This window comes from Colwellia sp. SU-HH01172, assembly GCF_057553355.1.
Genome location: NZ_BAAJMB010000001.1, coordinates 902,437 through 922,728, shown reverse-complemented (window position 1 = coordinate 922,728; position 20,292 = coordinate 902,437). Strand labels below are relative to the sequence as shown.

General features: G+C 39.6%; 16 protein-coding genes. 13 read left to right on the top strand and 3 right to left on the bottom strand.

The window, feature by feature from the left end; genetic code table 11:
• The first annotated feature begins 46 nt into the window (after nt 1-46).
• The 7 genes from AC27JP_RS04110 to AC27JP_RS04080 all read left to right on the top strand — a co-directional run bounded on the left by AC27JP_RS04110 (nt 47) and on the right by AC27JP_RS04080 (nt 4,783).
• Nucleotides 47-1,342 (top strand): hypothetical protein, encoded by a 1,296-nt coding sequence (locus tag AC27JP_RS04110; RefSeq protein ID WP_487112327.1) that lies wholly within the window; start codon nt 47-49, stop codon nt 1,340-1,342.
• On the top strand, nt 1,342-2,094 hold the full coding sequence (locus AC27JP_RS04105; RefSeq protein WP_487112325.1) for an MlaA family lipoprotein: 753 nt from the start codon (nt 1,342-1,344) through the stop codon (nt 2,092-2,094). The genes AC27JP_RS04110 and AC27JP_RS04105 overlap by 1 nt, the downstream gene beginning before the upstream one ends.
• Before the next feature lie 79 nt (nt 2,095-2,173).
• Nucleotides 2,174-2,926 (top strand): MipA/OmpV family protein, encoded by a 753-nt coding sequence (locus tag AC27JP_RS04100; protein ID WP_487112324.1) that lies wholly within the window; start codon nt 2,174-2,176, stop codon nt 2,924-2,926.
• A 101-nt stretch (nt 2,927-3,027) separates the two neighbouring features.
• Nucleotides 3,028-3,309 carry a hypothetical protein gene (locus tag AC27JP_RS04095; protein ID WP_487112322.1) on the top strand — a complete coding sequence of 94 codons (282 nt, stop codon included), beginning with the start codon at nt 3,028-3,030 and terminating at the stop codon, nt 3,307-3,309.
• A 155-nt stretch (nt 3,310-3,464) separates the two neighbouring features.
• Complete coding sequence (locus tag AC27JP_RS04090; protein ID WP_487112320.1) at nt 3,465-4,238, top strand: 1-acylglycerol-3-phosphate O-acyltransferase; 774 nt, start codon at nt 3,465-3,467, stop codon at nt 4,236-4,238.
• Nucleotides 4,238-4,588: a ribonuclease E inhibitor RraB gene (rraB, locus tag AC27JP_RS04085; RefSeq protein WP_487112318.1), complete on the top strand. Its 351-nt coding sequence runs from the start codon at nt 4,238-4,240 to the stop codon at nt 4,586-4,588. Before AC27JP_RS04090 ends, rraB begins: the two co-directional genes overlap by 1 nt.
• 36 nt (nt 4,589-4,624) lie before the next feature.
• Nucleotides 4,625-4,783, top strand: coding sequence for a hypothetical protein (locus tag AC27JP_RS04080; protein ID WP_487112316.1), 159 nt, complete (start codon nt 4,625-4,627; stop codon nt 4,781-4,783).
• A gap of 504 nt (nt 4,784-5,287) precedes the next feature.
• On the opposite strand, the gene AC27JP_RS04075 is transcribed toward AC27JP_RS04080, so the two are convergent.
• Together AC27JP_RS04075 and AC27JP_RS04070 are read right to left on the bottom strand one after the other, a co-directional pair.
• Nucleotides 5,288-8,386 (bottom strand): efflux RND transporter permease subunit, encoded by a 3,099-nt coding sequence (locus AC27JP_RS04075; RefSeq protein ID WP_487112314.1) that lies wholly within the window; start codon nt 8,384-8,386, stop codon nt 5,288-5,290.
• Complete coding sequence (locus AC27JP_RS04070; protein ID WP_487112312.1) at nt 8,383-9,525, bottom strand: efflux RND transporter periplasmic adaptor subunit; 1,143 nt, start codon at nt 9,523-9,525, stop codon at nt 8,383-8,385. The genes AC27JP_RS04075 and AC27JP_RS04070 overlap by 4 nt, the downstream gene beginning before the upstream one ends.
• A 325-nt stretch (nt 9,526-9,850) precedes the next feature.
• Here AC27JP_RS04070 and AC27JP_RS04065 point away from each other — a divergent pair, with 325 nt between their 5' ends.
• Nucleotides 9,851-10,459, top strand: a complete 609-nt coding sequence (locus AC27JP_RS04065; RefSeq protein WP_487112310.1) for a TetR/AcrR family transcriptional regulator — start codon at nt 9,851-9,853, stop codon at nt 10,457-10,459.
• A 12-nt stretch (nt 10,460-10,471) separates the two neighbouring features.
• Here AC27JP_RS04065 and AC27JP_RS04060 read toward each other — a convergent pair whose 3' ends face one another.
• The gene (locus tag AC27JP_RS04060) at nt 10,472-11,488 is read right to left on the bottom strand and encodes a LacI family DNA-binding transcriptional regulator (protein WP_487112308.1); all 1,017 of its coding nucleotides are present in this window, start codon (nt 11,486-11,488) and stop codon (nt 10,472-10,474) included.
• 216 nt (nt 11,489-11,704) lie between these two features.
• On the opposite strand from AC27JP_RS04060, the gene pgi reads away from it, so the two are divergent.
• The 5 genes from pgi (at nt 11,705) to AC27JP_RS04035 (ending at nt 20,268) form a co-directional block, all read left to right on the top strand.
• A complete protein-coding gene (gene pgi / locus AC27JP_RS04055) occupies nt 11,705-13,345 on the top strand; it encodes a glucose-6-phosphate isomerase (protein WP_487112306.1) in 1,641 nt (546 codons plus the stop codon).
• A 348-nt stretch (nt 13,346-13,693) separates the two neighbouring features.
• The gene (locus AC27JP_RS04050) at nt 13,694-16,285 is read left to right on the top strand and encodes a TonB-dependent receptor (RefSeq protein ID WP_487112304.1); all 2,592 of its coding nucleotides are present in this window, start codon (nt 13,694-13,696) and stop codon (nt 16,283-16,285) included.
• Nucleotides 16,286-16,421: 136 nt separating this feature from the next.
• Nucleotides 16,422-17,993: a tryptophan halogenase family protein gene (locus AC27JP_RS04045; protein ID WP_487112302.1), complete on the top strand. Its 1,572-nt coding sequence runs from the start codon at nt 16,422-16,424 to the stop codon at nt 17,991-17,993.
• A 9-nt stretch (nt 17,994-18,002) separates the two neighbouring features.
• Entirely contained in the window at nt 18,003-19,553 is a 1,551-nt protein-coding gene (locus tag AC27JP_RS04040) for a tryptophan halogenase family protein (RefSeq protein WP_487112300.1), read from the top strand.
• Nucleotides 19,554-19,572: 19 nt separating this feature from the next.
• The gene (locus AC27JP_RS04035) at nt 19,573-20,268 is read left to right on the top strand and encodes a SapC family protein (RefSeq protein WP_487112298.1); all 696 of its coding nucleotides are present in this window, start codon (nt 19,573-19,575) and stop codon (nt 20,266-20,268) included.
• Nucleotides 20,269-20,292: the final 24 nt, after the last annotated feature.

Sequence of the window (20,292 nt, the reverse complement as noted above, 5' to 3'; positions counted from 1 at the left end):
TCTCTGTGCATCTAAATTTAAGTAATGATTGTTAAGGAGAATATGAGTGCGTTTTGTCACTGTTGTATTGGTTACTTTGCTTGCTGCGTGTAGCAATATCCCCCAACCTGAAGTTGTTACCAAACCTGTTTGTGATTTAGCCTATTCTCGCTATCAAGCGACGGTTACTGGATATTGTCAGGAGCCGAAAGCTGATTTATTAGCGTCAGTTCCGCTGATCAACAAGAGCATCACGATAAAGCCTTTAGCACAAATTCCTGAGGTGTTTTGGTTCAATAAGAAAATGAATTATTCGTTATTGAAGCAAGACGTTACCGCGCCACTTATTTTTGTTATTGCTGGTACTGGTGCAGGCTTTGACAGTGCTAAGATGATCAACTTACAAAAGAATTTTTATCAGCAGGGTTATCATGTTATTTCTCTGTCTTCACCGACTTTTGCTAATTTTATCGTTAATTCGAACAACACTAAATATATGCCGGGTAACTTATCCCACGACGCGGAAGAGTTGTACGATGTCATGGAGTTGGTTTGGCAACAAGTGCAAAACGAAGAGCAAGTCAGCGCTTCTTCATTTGCAATTACCGGCTATAGTTTAGGTGGCGCGCACTCAGCATTTGTTTCGTTACTTGACGAAGAGAGAAAAGTGTTTAATTTTGAAAAGGTTTTGCTCATTAACCCACCTGTGAGTTTATACAACTCCGTGAGTATTTTAGATCAATACTTTGACTTACGTAGCAATCGACAAGCGGCAATCGCGATGTTTGATGAAATATTTGCCCGTTTTTCTGATGGTTATGCCGCGCAAGAATCTTCGAATTTTGATCAAGACTCAATTTTTAGTTTATTTAAAAATGCACATTTAACTGAAGCGGAATTAAAGCTCTTAATTGGCGCATCATTTAGAATGTCATCATCTGATATGATATTTGCGTTAGATGCTAGTTTTAATAGCGGTGCAATCACCTATAAAAATCATGATATTGATAAGTTTGAAAGTTTAACTCACTCAATGCAGCGCGCCAGCGATATTACTTTTGTCAATTATTTTGAAGGCGCGATGTTACCGCGAGCGCAGTTGGAAAATGCCAACATCACCAAAGACGACCTCATTCATCGCTATAGTTTATACGCCATTGAAGATTACTTGAAAACTGCAGATAAAATTCACTTAGTCACCAATAGTGATGACATTATTTTGGCTCCTGGTGAGGTCGATTATTTACAAACGTTATTTGCTGAACGCGCGAAGATATTTGCTCGTGGTGGTCACTGCGGCAACATGGACAGAATCAGCTTTGTTGACCATGTAAATGCTACGTTTAGCCCAGGAGTGCAGTAATGTCAGTACTAAAAATTCAATGTAGTAAAGCGGGCTGTATTTTATTGGCTTGCTTATTAATGGCTTGTTCGGCCGTGCCTAAGCTTGAAAAGGATGCAGTAAGCCCGAAAGTCCCGCTACCTAACGAGCAAGATCTAGGGTTAATGAACGCGTATGCTGATCCTTGGGAAGGTTTTAACCGTCGGATGTATTATTTCAATGCTAAAGCGGATAAGTATGTGTTGTTACCAGTAGTCGCTGGCTACAAAAAAGTCACTCCTGACTTTATTGAAACAGGTATAAGTAACTTCTTCAATAATTTAGGTGAAATTCCAACCTTTATAAATTCGCTATTACAATTGAAAATAGCGGTTGCCGGTGAAACCTTCGGACGTTTTGCGCTTAATTCAACGGTTGGCTTAGCGGGCCTTTTTGATGTGGCAACACCGGCTGGTTTAGTTGAGCAAAATGAAGACTTTGGCCAAACATTAGGCTATTGGGGAGTCGATACAGGTCCTTACTTAGTGCTACCGCTATTGGGGCCATCGTCATTACGTGATGCCACAGGTTTGGTTTTTGATAGCCTCGCCTATCAGCAAGCGGTTGATGAACTCGGCATGAAAGCAGATGAAGAGTTATTTTTATCACTGTTACAAAGTATTGATGCCAGAGCGTCATTGCCATTTAGGTATTACGCTTCAGGATCCGCATTTGAATATGAAAATTTACGCTTACTTTATATGAAATATCGCGAAATTCAGATTGCACGTTAATCTTGCCGTCATATCTTTACGTATAATAAATTTATCGTAGCGGTGTTTTGTCATAACAACAATTAGGATGATGTTTACAATGAAAATTTCTTTACTCGCGTTAGCACTTTTTTCTGGTTCGTCACTAGCAGCTAGCATTAATGACGTTAACCGATTACCCGATACCGGAGCACAGGCTAAAAAAGGCCTACATGGCCAAGTGGGATTAGCCGTTGCCAGTCTACCTGAGTTTGTTGGTAGCGATGAAAGCAAAAGTGCGGTTTTGCCAGTAATCAATGTTCAATACAACGATAGGTTTTATTTCAAGTTTAACCGTTTAGGTGCATGGTTTTATAAAAATGACAACGGTTTTCGTTTTGGCGGCGTAGTGACAAGTCATAGTGGTTATGACAAAGAAGATCTTAAAAATAGTGAACTAGCGCAAACCTGGGGTGATCGTGATGCCTCTATTATGGCGGGGCTCAATGTCGCTTATCGCTACAAAAAGCTTAATCTTGACGCTGGCTATGTTACAGATGTTTCTGATAATGCGGATGGCGCTAAATTTTATGCCAGTGCCAACTACACCATATTTGCAGATAGGCAAAAAACGTTAACATTAAATGCCCGTATTGAACGCTTAGACAAAGATATGGTCGGTTATTATTACGGTATGGATGATGCCACGGTTAATGCGACTATAGGTGTTATTGGTACCTATAAACTATCGAAAAACTGGGCTGCCATTGCCGCGTTAACGGCAACGAGTTTAGGCGATGAAATATCTGATAGTGTTATCGCTACAGATGATAAAACTAATGTCGCATTACTTGGTGTGGTATATAACTTTTAGCCTAAGGTCTGTTGATCTTTTAGCCCGTAGCAGCAACTAAAATGAAAGATCAACAGACTCTATTACGGCAAGTTTTTCAATTCATAAAAAATAGGGTCAATATGCATATCGATAAAGCTAAAAAAAGAATAGCAAAGTTAGTTAAAGCAGGCTTTAAGGGCTACCCTCAAATAACGATTGTTTATTTTGGTAAAAATGCTGATTGTGCAACGCAGGTCGCTGTTCAGTTTATGTTAGACGAAGCGGCTGAAGTTCAGGAACAGCGCTTTACTAGCGACACTGAAGCGAGAGACTGTGAGGTGATACAAACGACTTTAGTGAAAATTATTGAACGGGCTAATGTTAACTCTGTGATCGAAGCGGCTGGTGTTTCGGCTCTATAGCCTTGTCGTCTATATCTTTTCTGCAAATTTAGCGTCGCCGTATTGATTTGCCAATGCGTTTGAAACGAATAGACAACAAAAAGCTCGCGTGTAGATTTAGCTATTTGTGAATTTAAAGGTATAATCACGCCTCATAAATTTTCTAGGACTGCCTTTTGTTAGCTGTTATTCGTATTATCTTGATGACTATTGCCTTAATCATCATCTCTATTTGCTCTTGTTTGTATTGTTTAATTCGCCCATTTCATCGTGACAATGTGCACCATACTGCAAAATATATGGGCAAAGTTTCAAAGCTCTTAGGGTTAGAGGTTGAGGTTCGCATTCCTGATTCAGTGAAAGATATTGGTCCGGTTGTTTATATTTGTAATCATCAAAATAGTTATGATATTTTCACGGTGAGTGGCGCGGTGCAGCCCGGCACGGTTAGTGTTGGCAAAAAGAGCTTAAAGTGGATCCCGTTTTTTGGTCAAATGTATTGGTTAACGGGTAATATTCTTATTGATCGCAATAATAAAAATAAAGCCATGAATACCATAGATATGACGGCAAGAAAAATCCGAGAGAAAAAATTATCGGTTTGGCTTTTTCCGGAAGGTACACGCAGCTATGGTCGCGGATTGTTACCCTTTAAAACCGGAGCGTTTCGTACCGCGGTAAAAGCCGAAGTGCCGATTGTACCTATCTGTGCCAGTAACACCCATAAGACAATTAATTTAAATCGGTGGAACAATGGCAAAATGATTATTGAGCTTTTGGAGCCGGTTAATATTTCAGTTGATGATCGAGATAAAGTTAGAGCTATTGCTAACCAAACTCGTGCCAAAATGGCAGTGAAGCTTGAAGAGCTTAATAAAGAAACCGGCCATGAAATTGTCATGCCAAAAGATAAAAAGTCAAATGAAGAACAACCGAGTGAGATAAAATAATGATAGATGAAGAATTGCAGCAGTGGCAAGAGCATACCGAGCAATTAATTGCCGCATTAATTGAAGATGGTACCAATGAAGAAGTTCATCATACTATTGAGCATCATTTTTCTAGTGTTGATTTTGAGGTGTTAGAAAAGGCTGCTGTTTCAGCATTTAAGATGGGCTTTGAAATTGAAGAGCCAGAAGAAGCTGAGCTAGAAACCGGTGAGAAAGTATTCGCTTTTGATATCGTCACAGAGCAAGCATTAGACTTTGATATTATTTTTGAAGAAACAAAAATCATGTTTGAATTAGCAAAACAATGTAAAGTTGATTATGATGGTTGGGGAACATATTTCGAAGAATAATTGAGCAACTAAATAAATATTAAAGTAGGTTACCCGATGGAATGGTTAGAAACGTTATTAAGACCCGAAACATTATCACTATTGATCCCCATTGTTGCCATTGTCGGTGCTTTCGCAATCGCAGGGCTAAAGGCCCATCATCGGCATCAAGAGCGGATTGAAAAAATTAAGAGTGGTTTTAATCCTGACTCATAAAAAAACGCAAAGTGGTAACACTTTGCGTTTTTTTATGTTCAGGCCGTTCTTAGCCATCCTTAGCTTCACGGCATTAGTGTATCCATGCACGTCGATGAACGTTCAGTTTTTTGTTCCAGACAAAAACTAAGTACCTGCACCCATGCAGGCAATGTTATGGTTCCATGGACGGAAAAGAATGACGATGTTCAGGCCGTTCTTAGTCATCCATAGCTTCACGGCATTAGTGCATCCATGCACGTCGATGAACGGTCAGTTTTTTTGTTCCAGACAAAAACTAAGTGCCTGCATCCATGCAGGCAATGTCATGGTTCCATGGATGGAAAAGAATGACGATGTTCAGGCCGTTCGTAGCCATCCATAGCTTCACGGCATTAGTGTATCCATGCACGTCGATGAACGGTCAGTTTTTTTGTTCCAGACAAAAACTAAGTACCTGCATCCATGCAGGCAATGTCATGGTGTTATCAATGTCAAAGAATGAAACGATTAACTAGCTCTACGTTAGCCATTCGATAACGCCAACGGTGCTTGCTTGGTGAGTTCAAATGCATTACGTTGGCTAAATAGTGAAAATGCTGCTGGTACAAAGATAAACGACAATATTGTGGTTAATACGGTACCGCCAGCAACAGCAACAGCAAATGGTGGCCAAAAGCCTCCACCCGCTAAAATTAATGGCAAGAAACCACCAACAGTGGTGATCGTTGTTGAACTTATATGGCGAGCACAGCTTTGCACACAGCGTATAATTTCTTTACTATCCCCTTGTACCGCTTTTTCATTCATTTTTAATTCAGCAATGATCACTATCGCGGCATTTATTGCTAAGCCCATTAAACCGAGCAAACCAATAATAACGGTAAATCCGAACGGGTAATCAAAAATATAAATGCTTAATAATCCTAAACCAATTGATTGAAATGCAGATAAAAAGATAATGGCGCTCAAGCGAAATGAGTTAAACGACAAAACCACAACGGTTAATAATAAGGTCATGATTAAACCAACACTAGCGAGTAATTTCCCGACCGCTTTATTTCGCTCTGCCGACTCACCACCTAGCTCAAGTTGATAGCCAGTTGGCAATTGATAATTCGCTTCTGCCATTTTTTCTTTAACGCGATTAAGAACGACTGATGGTAATACGCCAGCCCTAATATAAGCTTCTATTACGTTTACCCTGACGCCATTACGATGTGGAATAGCACCACGGCTTGCTTTTACTTCTAAATTGGCAATTGCTGTCAGTGGGATGGCTTGGTTGCCATTGGGGTTAATAATATTAATGCTTTCTAGCGCAGCTAAATCGTCGCGTTTATCATTGCCTATTCTTACTCGCACCGGAATTGATTCGGTTGACTCGATAATTGAACCATCGCGCTTGCCGGATAATGTGGTGTTGAGTTGCGCGGCCACTTGTACTAACGACAAACCGGCTAAATTCGCTTCTGCTTCGTTAATCTCTATCCATACTTTTGGTGTGCCGGGTTGCAGTGTTGAGCGACTGTGAGTGACATCCTCTGTTTGCGCCATAAAAGCACGAATGTCGTCACCAATAGTTTTTAAACGATCTAAATTTGGCCCATATACACGTAGTTCAACGGGTGCGTTAAATGGCGGGCCTTGCTCTAATTTTCTGACCAGAATTTGTGCCGTTGGTATCATGTCATCGAGGGCTATTTGAATTTCTGGGATCAGACGATTAGCGTCTTGAAAGCTGTCAGCCGTTACCATCGCCTGGCTATAGTATTGCGCGCCATCTTTTGATGGAATTAAATTGTAATAAAAAGATGGAGCATTCTTGCCGATAAACCAATGCACTGATTTAATGCCGTCAAGTTGCTCTAAATATGCGGTAAGTTCAGCACTGGTGCGTTCAGTATTTACAATGCTACTTTGCGCGGGTAAAAATAATTCAATTTGGAACATATCTCGATCTGAGGCCGGAAAAAACTGCTCAGAAAGTTGTTTTGCGGCAATAAAGCCAAACAGTGGTATACAAAAAACTAAAGCGATCACGGTTTTTCTGTGCTTGAGTGACCAAGTTAACACAGTGATAAACCACTGATTAAGCGCCGGAATGGTGATGCCGTGCTGATACCAACGATTTTCTCCATGGCTATTTTTACTAATGAAGCGTCCGGCTAAGCCCGCAACTATGGTATGAGAAATAATATAAGAGCCAAACAATGAAAAAATAACGCTAAGTGCTATGCCGCCAACAAACTCACCAGCAGGACCTGGCATGAGTACAATTGGCATAAAGGCCAATACCGTGGTTAATGTTGAGCCAAGTAACGGTAACCAAAGGTGATTGACCGCATTTGACACCGCATCAAGCCGACGCTGGCCATTTTCTCGGTTAGTTTTTATGGTGTCAGCCATCACTATGGCATTATCGACCATAATTCCTAAGGCAACGACTAAACCTGTTACCGACATTTGATGAATAGGTAAACCATAAAAATTCATCACAGATAAGGTAAACAAAACTGTCAGTGGCAAGGAAAGCGCAACAATTATTGCCGCTTGCCAACCTAAGGTGATCAGTAACACAACCGCGATGATAGCAAAGCCTACCGCGATATTGCTGACTAAGTCACTTAGGCGTGTTTGTGTATAGCTACTTTGATCAAAAATAACGTCTAAGGATATGTTGCTTGGTAAGGTTTTGGCAAACGCCGTCAGTTCTTTTTCAACCGAAGCACTCCATTGATCGATACGTAAGTTAGGTAGCATTCGTGTTGCAACCACCACCGCTTGCTTGTTATGAACCATAGCAATTTCAGTGGGAGGATAATTAACCGTTTTAACAACCTCAGCAATATCACCTAAGCGCAGTAAATTGCCATTTTCGTCTGATTTTATTGAAATATTACTGATGCGCTCAGTATTGTTTAGCGCACCGGTTAATTCAATTTGCATTTGGTTAAATTGATTGGTTAATTGACCAGCCGATACTTTGGCATCGGCACTGCCGATTGACTGAGAGATTTCCTGTGCCGAAAGGTTGAGTTGACTGGCGATAAGTGGGTCAATTTCTACCAACACTTCTTCAACTCCGCGACCAAAAATATTAACAATATCGGTACCGTGCACAAGTTTTAGTTGGTTTTGTAATTCATTAGCATATCGGCCCAACATCGCCATGTTTTCGGTGCCATCACCTTGCCAATTAAGCGAGATAATTTGCGTATAAGCGTAACCACGATCATCCTCCAAAATCGGTGTTAATGTGCCGGTTGGAAAGCTAGGATTTAAATCGTTGAGTAAGTCTCGCACTCGCGACCAGATTGGCTTTGTGTCAGTAATTTCATCTTGTAATTGTACTTTTACAATTGAAATTCCCGGCCTAGAGGTTGAGGTCAATAAGTTAATTTCGGGCAGCTTTCGTAACTTTTGCTCAATTTTTTCACTGATGAGCACTTCTACACGTTCAGCACTAGCACCGGGAAATTGAGTGATAACACTGGCTACGCGGTTGGTGATCCTAGGGTCTTCTGTACGAGGTAAATTAGTTAGTGCGCCTAAACCGGCGACAATTAGTAGCACAATAACCAATGACATTAATCGGCCATTTTTGACAAAAGAACGGATCATAATTCATTGCCTGCTTTAGCGGTTTGATTATTACCGACTGGTGCTTTTTTTACTATTTGCCCTGGTACATAACGATGTACGCCGGCAACAATGACTTGCTGCGGTGTTAAAGGTAAGCCCGTAATATAAACGGCATCGAGCGTAGAATATTTTACCTCAACTGTTGTGGCCTTAATGGCAAACAAGTTGTTTGAGTCCTGACTCACTTGAAATATATTCCACTGGCCACGGATGCCGTCGGTTAACGCTGCTAATGGTAGCCAAAATCCCATTTGATTTACTCGTTGAAGAATTTTTACTTTTGCTAATTGGCCGTTGTAGAAAGCTGATTGGCTAGCAACGGCTAAACGTAATTCAACCGTGCGACTGATTTGGTTAACTTGTTTACCAATAACCAGCACTTCAGCTGAAATGTCCTGTTGGCCAAGCTCAACATTAAGTATTTGGCCAATGGCTAATTCGCGAGCCACTTTCACTGGTACACCGACAGATATTTCGTGGTGAGCTTGTTTGAATAACTCAAAGGCTGTTTGATTAGCGCTGAATATTTCACCTTCGGCAACAGAGCGTGTGCTTACCACTGCATCAAATGGAGCATGCAGTTGTGCTTTTGAAATTTGATAGTTAATTGTGGATTTATTAGCTTGCTGGCGAGAGAGATCGGCGTTAATCACTTTCTTTTCGGTTTCTAATTCATCTAAGGTTTGTTTCGAACTATAACCCTTGGTATTTAACTCATTAATACGAGCTAAGTTTAAGCGATTTAACTCAGCTTGTGCGTTCAATTGACGAATACTGGCATCAATTTCCTGTAATTTTATCGCCAGCAATTCGGTATTAAACTCGGCCAGTAATTGGCCTTTTTTTACTAAATCACCACTGTCAACATACACTTTTTCAACTTTACCACTGTATTCGAAACTAAGTGAAGCGAGCTGTTTACTAACCACCTTACCAATATATTCTCGCGATACTTGATAAAACTCACTCGGTGATATTGTTTGAATATCAGCACTTTGATGATAATTGCCGTTTTGCTCAGTAACATCATCTGATTTTGAGCAAGCGCTAAGCAAAGCAGCAGCAAAAAAGAGGCTAACAACTGAAAATGGTGATTTAGCACGTTGAAATGTAGACACGAAATAAGCCTTAAAATAAAAACTATTAACTAGACTGTTGAGTCTAGTTTAATCAAACTAGACTGTCCAGTTCATTTTGTTGTATGTTATAATGCAATTGTAAATTTTTATGTACTAATTCAAGCTAAGGTTTGCTTATCGTTTATTGCTCATTCATTGGAAAAGATATTGTTGAAGATAGGAATTAGTTGTTGTTAGCCGCAATTAGTTTGTATTATGCAATTATGCGGTAAGTGAATTTTTTAACAGGCATAATTTGCTACAAGTGATGTAGTCTTTGTTTGAATTAATTTTAGTATTTTAATTGATAGTGGTGAGCGGTTGTATGGTAAATGTTCGAAGTAAAAGTGAAAGTAAAAGAAAACAAATACTAGATGCCGCTACGATACTTTTCACCGAGCAAGGTTATAGTTCAACCAGCATGGATTTGATAGCGAAAAATGCTAACGTCTCAAAACAAACGGTATATAGTCACTTTGGCAACAAAGATGAATTATTTGCTGCGTCGATAAAACAAAAGTGCGACTCCTATCATATGACAGAGATTTCTGTTGCCGATGCCAGTGAGCCTGCGGAAATATTGTTTGTTCTAGCCAAACGTTTTTTGGCGATGTTAACTTCCAAAGAAGCTATAGCTATACATAAAATTTGTGCATATGAATCTAAATCGTACCCGCAACTGTCTGAGTTATTTTACCAAGAAGGCCCTGAGCGTATTGCCAATAAAGTTGCGCAGTTAATGGCTGATTTTCATAATAAAAATCAGCTTAATATCCCTGAGCCAAAATTTGCAGCATTACAGTTTTTAAATATGGCGAAAGGGGAATGTTGGATGCGGGTTGAGTTTAATACCAAAAAGCAAATATCGGAAGCTGAGGTCGATAGCTATTTACGCTCGAGTATCGCCATGTTTATTAAGGGATACTCGATATAATTACAGCAAGGCTTATGATGCTGCTGCGGTTGAGTCGCGCACCACTAGTTTAGGCGTATATAGTTGAGTTTCTTGGTTAACTTTTTGCTTACGAGAGCGGGCAATAAGTAAATTGGCGGCATCTTCGGCAATTTTTTGATTCGGTTGATCTGCTGTGGTTAATGTTGGCCAAGTTTGACGTGAGAACGGACTGTTTTCAAACCCCGTTATCGATAATTGCTCTGGAATAGACATACCCATTAAGCGTGAGGCAAATAGTGCCCCCGCCGCTATTTCATCATTACAGGAAAATATTGCGCTGGGTTTTTCTGCTCTGCTAAGCAAGTCTTTGGCACCATTGACGCCAGATTCAAAAGAATATTCACCATTAATAATAAGTGATTCGTCTATCATTATGGCATTATCTGCTAATGCTTGTTTATAGCCTCTAAGACGTTCCACGGTGGATCTATGCTCAGCTTCACCCGCAATAAACCCTATGGTTTTATGACCTAAATCGATTAGATGTTGAGTGATGCTATGTGCCGCAGCGTGGTCGTTAACCATAATACAAGGGGCAATTTCATCTGGGGCAATATCGCCTGAAACAATTCTAACAACCTCGATATCAAGGTCTATCATTTGCTGTACAAAATCAGGTTGCTCTGAAAATGGTGGTGTTAGCACTAAGCCGGCAATGCGTGAATGTTTAACCATTTGGGTGATTTCGTCGAGTAGGTTATCAGCCTTGGCATCACAAGGGTGAATGAGCAGTTCAAAGCCTTGCTTTTTGCACGCCGACAAAATGCCATTTTGCATATCGATGACGTAGTAGGCATTTGGGTTGTCGTAAATGAAGGCAACACTAAATGATTTAGTCCCTGCTAAGTTTCTCGCGGCTAAATTCGGCTGATAGTTTAGTTCCTCTACAACCGCCATAACTTTTTCACGAGTCGGCTGTCGTACTGAAGGTTCATTATTCATGACGCGAGATACAGTCTTTATCGAAACGCCTGCTTGTTTGGCTACATCATTAATGGTTGCTTTCATTTGAAGGTAAAGCCTTAATTTGTTCTTTTCAAAAAATTCATTATTGCGCATAAGAGTATTGTTTCTCTTGGCAGTCAGCAACCTTAATCGTGAATTTTTAATCTAAAAGTTATCTGTAGTTCGAAAGGTCGCTGAAATATTTAATAATTGACAGCGCTGTCATTTGTTAATAAAGTGCAATCAATAATTCAATCTTTGTTCGTTTAGAGGATAAAAATGTCGAGTCGCCAATTATTAACTAGCTGGAAGAAATTAGCTAAACATGCTGATGATATGAAATCACAGCACATGAATGATTTATTTGCTAAAGATGAACAGCGTTTTGAAAAGTTCTCAGTTCAATTGCCAAATATGCTGCTCGATTATTCAAAAAATCTCATTGATAGCGAAACAAAACAAAGCCTTATTGAACTAGCCAAAGAGTGTGAGTTAGAAAGTTGGCGCAATAAAATGTTTGTCGGCGAAAAAATAAATAAAACTGAAGATAGGGCCGTTTTACATACCGCATTGCGTGGCTCAGTGGATAAAGAGCTAATTTTAGATGGTAAAAATATTAGTCAGCAAGTGAATGAACAATTAGAAAAAATGGCATTATTTGTCGAGCAAGTTAGGCAAGGTCGCTGGCTTGGCTACTCAGGTAAACGTATCACAGATATTGTCAATATCGGTGTTGGTGGCTCTAATTTAGGCCCACAAATGGTGACCGAAGCATTAAAGCACTACAGTGATAATTGCGTCAATGTTCACTATGTTTCAAATGTTGATGGTGCTCAGATTGCGGAAATTTTACGTCCCCTTGAGCCAGAAAAAGTGCTGTTTATTGTTTCCAGTAAAACCTTTACCACCACTGAAACTATGACCAATGCCAAAACGGCGATTAACTGGTTAACGGCAGCATCTTTCGATGAAAAGGCTGTCGCTAAACACTTTGTCGCTGTTACCGCTAATACCGCTAATGCGATGTCATTTGGTATTAAACAAGAAAATGTTTTTGATATGTGGGACTGGGTTGGTGGCCGGTTTTCATTATGGTCGGCAATTGGTTTAGCCATAGCATTAGACTTAGGATTTGATAAATTTAAACAGCTATTAGCCGGCGCAAACTCGATGGATAGCCATTTTCTTTCGGCACCATTAGAGCAAAACATGCCAGTGATTATGGCACTGCTCAGTGTTTGGAATACCACTTTTTTAGGGGCCAAATCTCAAGCCATTTTACCTTATGATCAAACTTTGCATATGTTGGCGGCATATTTGCAACAAGCGGAAATGGAAAGTAATGGTAAGTCTGTAACTTGGGACGGCGAAGAAATTAATTATCCAACAGTGCCATCAATTTGGGGAGAGCTGGGTATTAATGGCCAGCATGCCTTTTACCAATATTTACACCAAAGTAATAATGTGGTTCCCGCCGATTTTATTGGCTCAGTTGCCAGTGTTACGCCAGTTAAGGGGCATCATGAAACCCTTATGGCTAATTTCTTTGCGCAAACGCAGGCATTAATGACCGGCGTTGATGAACAGCAAGTTCGAGAAGATTTAACGGCAAAGGGAAGGTCGGTAGATTATGTCGATAAAGTTGCACCACATAAGGTTCATAAAGGTAATCGGCCAACCAACACTTTACTACTTAAGCGTATTGACCCACATAACCTAGGACAACTCATTGCTTTGTATGAGCATAAAATTTTTGTACAAGGCATTATTTTACAAATTTGTTCTTTTGATCAGTGGGGAGTAGAGCTTGGCAAGGGCTTAGCCGCTAATATTCAACAAGAATTGGAAAGCAAAACTCTCTCCGATAACCATGACTGTTCAACTAGGCAGTTGATGAATTATTACCTCGCAGCTCAATGACAATAAAATTTTTTAAAGTGTAGGAGGTTAATAGCCTCCTTTTTTATGCACTTTTATCGAATAGTTACGCAGTTTCTATTGTTTTATTCATTTTTTGTGAATACTAAATTACTATTTATGCTTATTTTTAAGTAAATGATTATGAAAAAAATAAAATTTAATTTCTTTATTATCAAATGATTAGTGAAAAACCATAGATTAATTTGTAATCAACTGTAGCCAAAATGAAAATTATTGTGTAAGGTTTTAGTTAGCCAATGACAACGCTGTCATGAATTAAAGACAGCGCTGTCTTCAACAAGGTTATACAAAATAACTACTATATAAAACGTGTGTAAGGGAAAGTCGATGTCATCTAAAACATTTAAAAAAGGCGTGTTGGCGAGCAGTATCGCTATGGTTCTTGCTGGTGGTGCTTCACCATTTGCAATGGCTGCAGAAGATAATGCCGCTAACGCCGAGCAAGAAGTAGAACGAATTCAAGTTACCGGTATTCGCGGCTCACTTAAAGAGGCGCTCAACCAAAAACGCTTTGCTGATGCGGTTGTAGACTCCATTTCAGCTGAAGACATTGGTAAATTCCCTGACCGCAATATTGCTGAATCACTACAAAGAATTCCAGGTGTGAGCATTGTTCGAAGTTTTGCTGGTGAAGGTGGTGATGTTTCTATCCGTGGTACCAACTCAGAGCTAACTCAAGTTAGCATGAATGGTAATTATGTTGCTTCAACAGGTTGGTTTTCTCAACAAGCAGCAAAGCGCTCGTTTGATATGGACTTATTACCACCAGAGCTAGTTGCTGGTGTTGATGTTTATAAATCACCAACAGCAACTCTTGATGAAGGTGGCGTAGGCGGTACAGTGGTCGTGCGCACTCGTAAGCCTCTAGAATTAGACGCAAACACGCTATTTCTATCTGCTGAATATCAAGACAATAGTATTGCTGATGAAAATGGCCAAGGCTTTACTGGCATGTATAGCTGGAAGAACAATGATGAAAACTTTGGTATTTTGGCTGCCTTATCAACATTAGAAACTATAGGTCGTGCTCACAAAGCTGAAAACTATATGGATGATGGCTGGGCCGGTGCTGGTATTGCGGAGTTTGCACAAACCCGTGAACGTGATGCAATTGATTTAACACTTCAGTATGCGCCATCTGATTCACTATCGATGAACTTACACTACTTTCATGTGGATTTAGATGCCGCAAACAGTAACCAAAACTATTTGATTATTGCTGGAACTCAACCAGTAGAGTATGTCGATGCTGATGGCGTAACTCAACCAGGCTTTAATGATAGAGTTACTGGTGCAACAAGTTTTGGGCCTAATAATGGTTTTGCCTTAAATGGTAATTATGCAGGTGCGCCGTTTGATGATCAAAACACTCGTAATGCTAAAATGGATACCGAAGTATTAGCCTATGAAATAGAGTATAGCGCTGATGCTTATACGGTTAATGCCAAAATAGGTACTACCGAAGCAACGGGTGGTGACGGTGGTAACTACAATGCTGGTTGGGTTTCAAGTAATAGCGATCTTTCAATTGATTTTGATATGACGGGTAATGGGGCAATGTTATTGTCACCAAATGGCACTGATGCTAGTGATCACTCAGAGTACATTTTGAATAATGGTGCTGTTACTGCTGGCTTCCGTAAAGATGAAGAAACTTTTGCTCAAGTTGACTTTAACTTTGATGTTGACTGGGGACCTGTTTCGAATTTTAAAACCGGTGTTAAATTACGTGACCATGAATTTACCAGCTACTCAAATGCCTGGACGTTTGATGATAGTTTAACTACTGGCATTACTAAAGCATCATTTGCCGACGGCCACTTTAACCACTCTGGCGTTGGTTTGTTAGCGGGTTCACCAACCAATATTGCACGAGTAAGTGGTGACAAATTACGTGCTCATTACAATGCACATAAAACAGGTGAAAGTTTAAATACATCAAGCTATGGTGTTATTAAAGAAGATATTTTTGCCATGTATGTACAAGGTGATTTCAGTGGTGATGATTATCGAGGTAACTTAGGTTTACGTTATGTTGCTACCGATACTTCAGCTGATTATTATGGCTATATCGATACCACAAGAATTGAAACAGAAAAAAGTGACTATAGTGATTGGTTACCAAGCTTTAACTTAGCATTAAACCTAACTGACAATGTTATTTTACGTATGTCAGCAGCTAAAGTTATTAGTCGTCCTAATTACACCTTCTTAAACCCAGCGGCTAATATTCCGTCTTCTAATTCGGGAGCAGCATCAATAAATATTACTCGTGGTAGTATTAAGCTTGACCCATATCGTGCAACACAGGCCGATATTGGCTTGGAATGGTACTTTAATGACGAATCTTTGTTATCAGCAACCTTGTTTAATAAAGATATCCGCTCATTTATAGTCCCTGGTGCCAATGAAAGTAGAATACAGGCGAATGGTACTACCTATATTGTTAGTGAGCCAGGTCAAGGTCTTGGCGGTGAACTCCAAGGTGTTGAAGCTCAATATCAACAACAGATGGGTGAGTTTGGCTGGTCTGCAAACGTAACTTATACCGAAGGCTTTGGCTTACAAGAAGAAAATGATGCCATCGTTGAGAAGCCACTATCTGGTTTATCAAAGCTTAGTTATAACCTAAGTGCTTACTTTGAAAATGATATGTTCTCAACACGTGCCGCATATACCTACCGTGATAGCTTTATTTCGCCTTCTACTGGTATTGGTGGTGACACAAACTGGGATTCTTACGGCATTTTTGATATGAATGCTACATGGCATGCCACTGAAAACTTAGATGTGAGTATTGAAGGTACGAACTTATTCAATGAAACAACAACGCAACGATTTGGTGAAGGTTACACCGCAATGCGTTTAGCAGCAGATAATGGTCGTAATATCTTCTTGAAAGTTTCATATCGTTTATAAGCTGTAACCTTAAACTTGGAAGGGAACTCTCCCTCCCTTTCAAGTTTATTTTAACCTCAAATTAATTAAACTCTTTCCTCAATTGAATCGTTTTGCTATAGCTAATGTTTGATTCACCGTACTATGAGAAAATAAAATGACCGCAACAAATGATCATATCCTTATTATCGGTGGTGGCACTGCAGGTTGGTTAAGTGCTGCAATACTAGCTAAAAGCCTCAATAGTAAATTGCAGGAAGGTGTTCAAGTTACCTTAGTCGAATCGCCTGATATTCCAATTTTGGGAGTTGGTGAGGGAACTTGGCCAAACTTAAGAGCAACACTGCGTAAAATTGGCGTTAGTGAAACTGACTTTATTCGTGAATGTGATGCGACGTTTAAACAAGGTGCTGAATTTGTTAATTGGACAAAGTCAGCAAATGAGAATGAACAATCAAGCTACTATCACCCGCTAAGTACCGTTAGCCATTCATCTTATGACTTTAACCTCGCGCCATACTGGTTAATGCAAGATAAAGATTCCCGAAAACCTTATGACAGAGCTGTTGCTTCACAAGCCAGGCTATGTGATGCCGGGAAGGCTCCTAAACAAATTGTTATGGCAGAATACAGCGCCGCTCAAGAATATGCTTATCACCTCAATGCGAATAAATTTGCCCACTTTTTAAAACAACATTGTATAAACAAGCTAGGTGTCAAATTTGTCAGTGCCAATGTGACCAAAATAGTGCGAGATGAAGATGACTTTGTGTCTTTAGTTGAAACTGATCATGAGTCAGAAAAAACAATATCCGCTGATTTTTTCATCGACTGTAGTGGTGCTAAAGGTTTGATCATCAAGCAAACCTATAATATCGATTGGCACGACATAAGCGATGTTATCTTCAATGACACCGCGTTAGCTGTGCAAGTTCCTTATAAAGATAATCAAAACGCAATTAAAACCCACACAGTTGCGACAGCGCAAACTGCTGGCTGGATATGGGATATTGGTTTGCAAGAGCGTCGAGGTGTAGGGCATGTTTATAGCAGTAAATATATCGATGAAAGCCAAGCAAGAAAACAACTTATTGATTATATAGGCAGTGATTATTCAGAAGATCTTAGTATTAGAAAAATAAAGCTAAATCATGGTTACCATAAAAAGTTTTGGCATAAAAACACGGTTGCTATCGGAATGTCTGCAGGGTTTGTTGAACCTTTAGAAGCGTCGGCTATTTATTTGTTTGATGCCGCTGCAAATATGTTAGCAGCACAGTTTCCACGTACTCGTGAGCAAATGTCTTATGTTGAAGAAAAATTTAACCAACATTTTACTATGCGCATGGAAAGAACGGTGGAATTTATTAAATTACATTATTGTGTTTCGCAACGTCGAGATAGTGATTATTGGATAGACAACTGTGACGCCAAAAGTATTCCATCGCATTTAGCTCAACGATTAAACTTTTGGAAAACACAGCCTCCAACAAAGTATGATTTCGATAATGCATGGGAACCTTTTAATTTGGATAGCTACCTATATGTGCTTTATGGCATGAATTTTACAACGGATATTAGCCAACATAGTGCTACTTATAGTGACTCTGTTAAAGCGACAGAAATGTTTGGCCGTATTGACAAAGCGAGCAGCATGCTAATTGATAAATTACCTGAGCAACGAGAACTTATTAACCAAGTTTTACAGCATGGTTTTAACAAGGTGTAGAGGCAGTAAATGAATAGTATTATAAACCAAGTGGTTATTGTTGGTGGTGGCACTGCTGGCTGGTTAACTGCAGCAAAATTAGCTAAAAAGTTAAACAGCTCTGCGGCTGATTCTGTGCAGGTTACCTTAATTGAGTCTCCAGATATTCCAACAATTGGTGTTGGTGAAGGAACTTGGCCAACCATGCGAAAAACATTGGCCGAGTTAGATATTGATGAAGCAGAATTTATGCGTTTTTGTTTTGCGTCATTTAAGCAAGCAACAAAGTTTGTCAATTGGAAGGATACACCTCAATCAAATAAGCCAAACCACTATTATCATTTATTTAGTAGTATTGTTGGTGCTGACGAGTTTAATTTGAGTCCATATTGGTCAATGTCGGACCAAAGCACAACTTATGCAGATTTTATTAGTCCGCAAGCTGCTATTTGCCAACAGGGCTTAGCTCCGAAGAGTATGACAAATCGAGCCTATGAAGGCCTTGTTAACTATGCGTATCACCTAGATGCAGGTAAATTCTCCGAGTTTTTAAAAGAACTATCTTGTAACAAATTTGGCGTGAATTATCTCAGTGCGAATGTCACTAAAGTTAATGTGAATGAGCAAGGCGATATTCATGCGGTTGAAACTGATAGCGCAGGAGTGATATCAGGAGACTTCTTTGTTGATTGCTCAGGCTTTAAGTGTCTGTTACTGGGGGAAACCTATGGTATTAAATTTAAGTCGATAAAAGACACCTTATTTACCGATAACGCTATCGCAATGCAAGTGCCTTATTTATCTGACGAGCAAGATATAAATAGTGCCACCATTTCAACCGCGCAAAGCGCTGGTTGGACATGGGATATTGGCTTAGCTAACCGCCGTGGAACTGGCTACGTTTATTGCTCCGACTTTATTAGCCATGATGAAGCTGAAGCAACATTAAGAGCATACGTTGGCCCACAAGCTGAACAGTTATCAGCGCGTAGAATAAAAATGAATTGTGGTTACCGAGAAAAATTCTGGCACCGAAATTGTGTAGCTATCGGCTTATCTGCTGCGTTTGTTGAGCCGTTAGAAGCGTCAGCTATCTTTCTTATTGAAGCCTCAGCGAATATGCTCTGTGATCAATTTCCACGCCATCGCAGTTTATTGCCTATGGTGGAGAAAAAGTTCAACGACTCATTTACTTATCGATGGGAAAAAACGATTGATTTTATCAAGTTGCACTACTTTTTATCAAATCGTACAGAAGACTTCTGGCAGGCAAATAAAGTTTTAACATCGGTGCCAGAACGATTACAAGAGCAAGTCGAAAACTGGCGATACCAGCCCATTAGTCAATATGATTTTACTCATGTGTATGAGCCATTTTTACAAGACAGTTACCAGTATGTATTGCATGGCATGGGATTCCCACAGCAGCTTGATTATAACGCGTCGTCATTTACTCAAAAAATAATGGCAGATAATATTGCGCAAAAAAATCAAAAAATAACTCAGCAATTGTTGACCCAGCTACCTACTAATAGGGCTTTAATTGAGCAGCTGAAGAACCACAACTTCCAAGCCATTTAACAATTTTTAAGGATAAAGCATGTCTAATTTTCAAGCGTTGAATAGTAATCAACATAAAAATATAAAAATAAAAGTCGATAATAGTTATGCTCACGCAGCGAATTCACATGTTGTACCGCTATCGGTATTTGAGTTGACCCAAGCGCAAGCCGATTACCCTATTGTTTTTATTAAAGACGCTAAAACAGGTCAATTTCATTTGGTAGCGTTAGTCGGGCTAACGCCGAATGAAAATTTATTTACTAATTCTGAACACTGGCAAGCGGAATATATTCCAACGCAACTGCAAGGTTACCCGTTAGCGCTAATGCCAGCGTCAGATGGTGAAGATAAACAAATTGTTGCGATAGATCTTGACGCAAAATCTGTGACAGAAACAGACGGTGAATCATTGTTTGTAAACGCTGGTCAACAGTCAGAATTTCTGGCTAATAAAATTGACTTGATGTCAAAATTCAATGCACAAATGCCAGCTACTCAACAATTTATTAAGTTACTGGTCAGCAATGAGTTAGTTTCGCCACAGGCACTAACGGTTAAAAGCAATCAAGGTACAGAGGTTAACTTAACAGGGCTGTATATTGTTGATGAAAGTAAACTTAATGCGTTGGCATCTGAGGCATTTGACGCAATAAAGAAAGATAACTTTCTTGCACCTATCTACGCTTGCATTTTTTCACTGCAACGCATTTCAAGATTAATCAATTTGACGTGAAGCTCAATATAAATTTATTGGCAT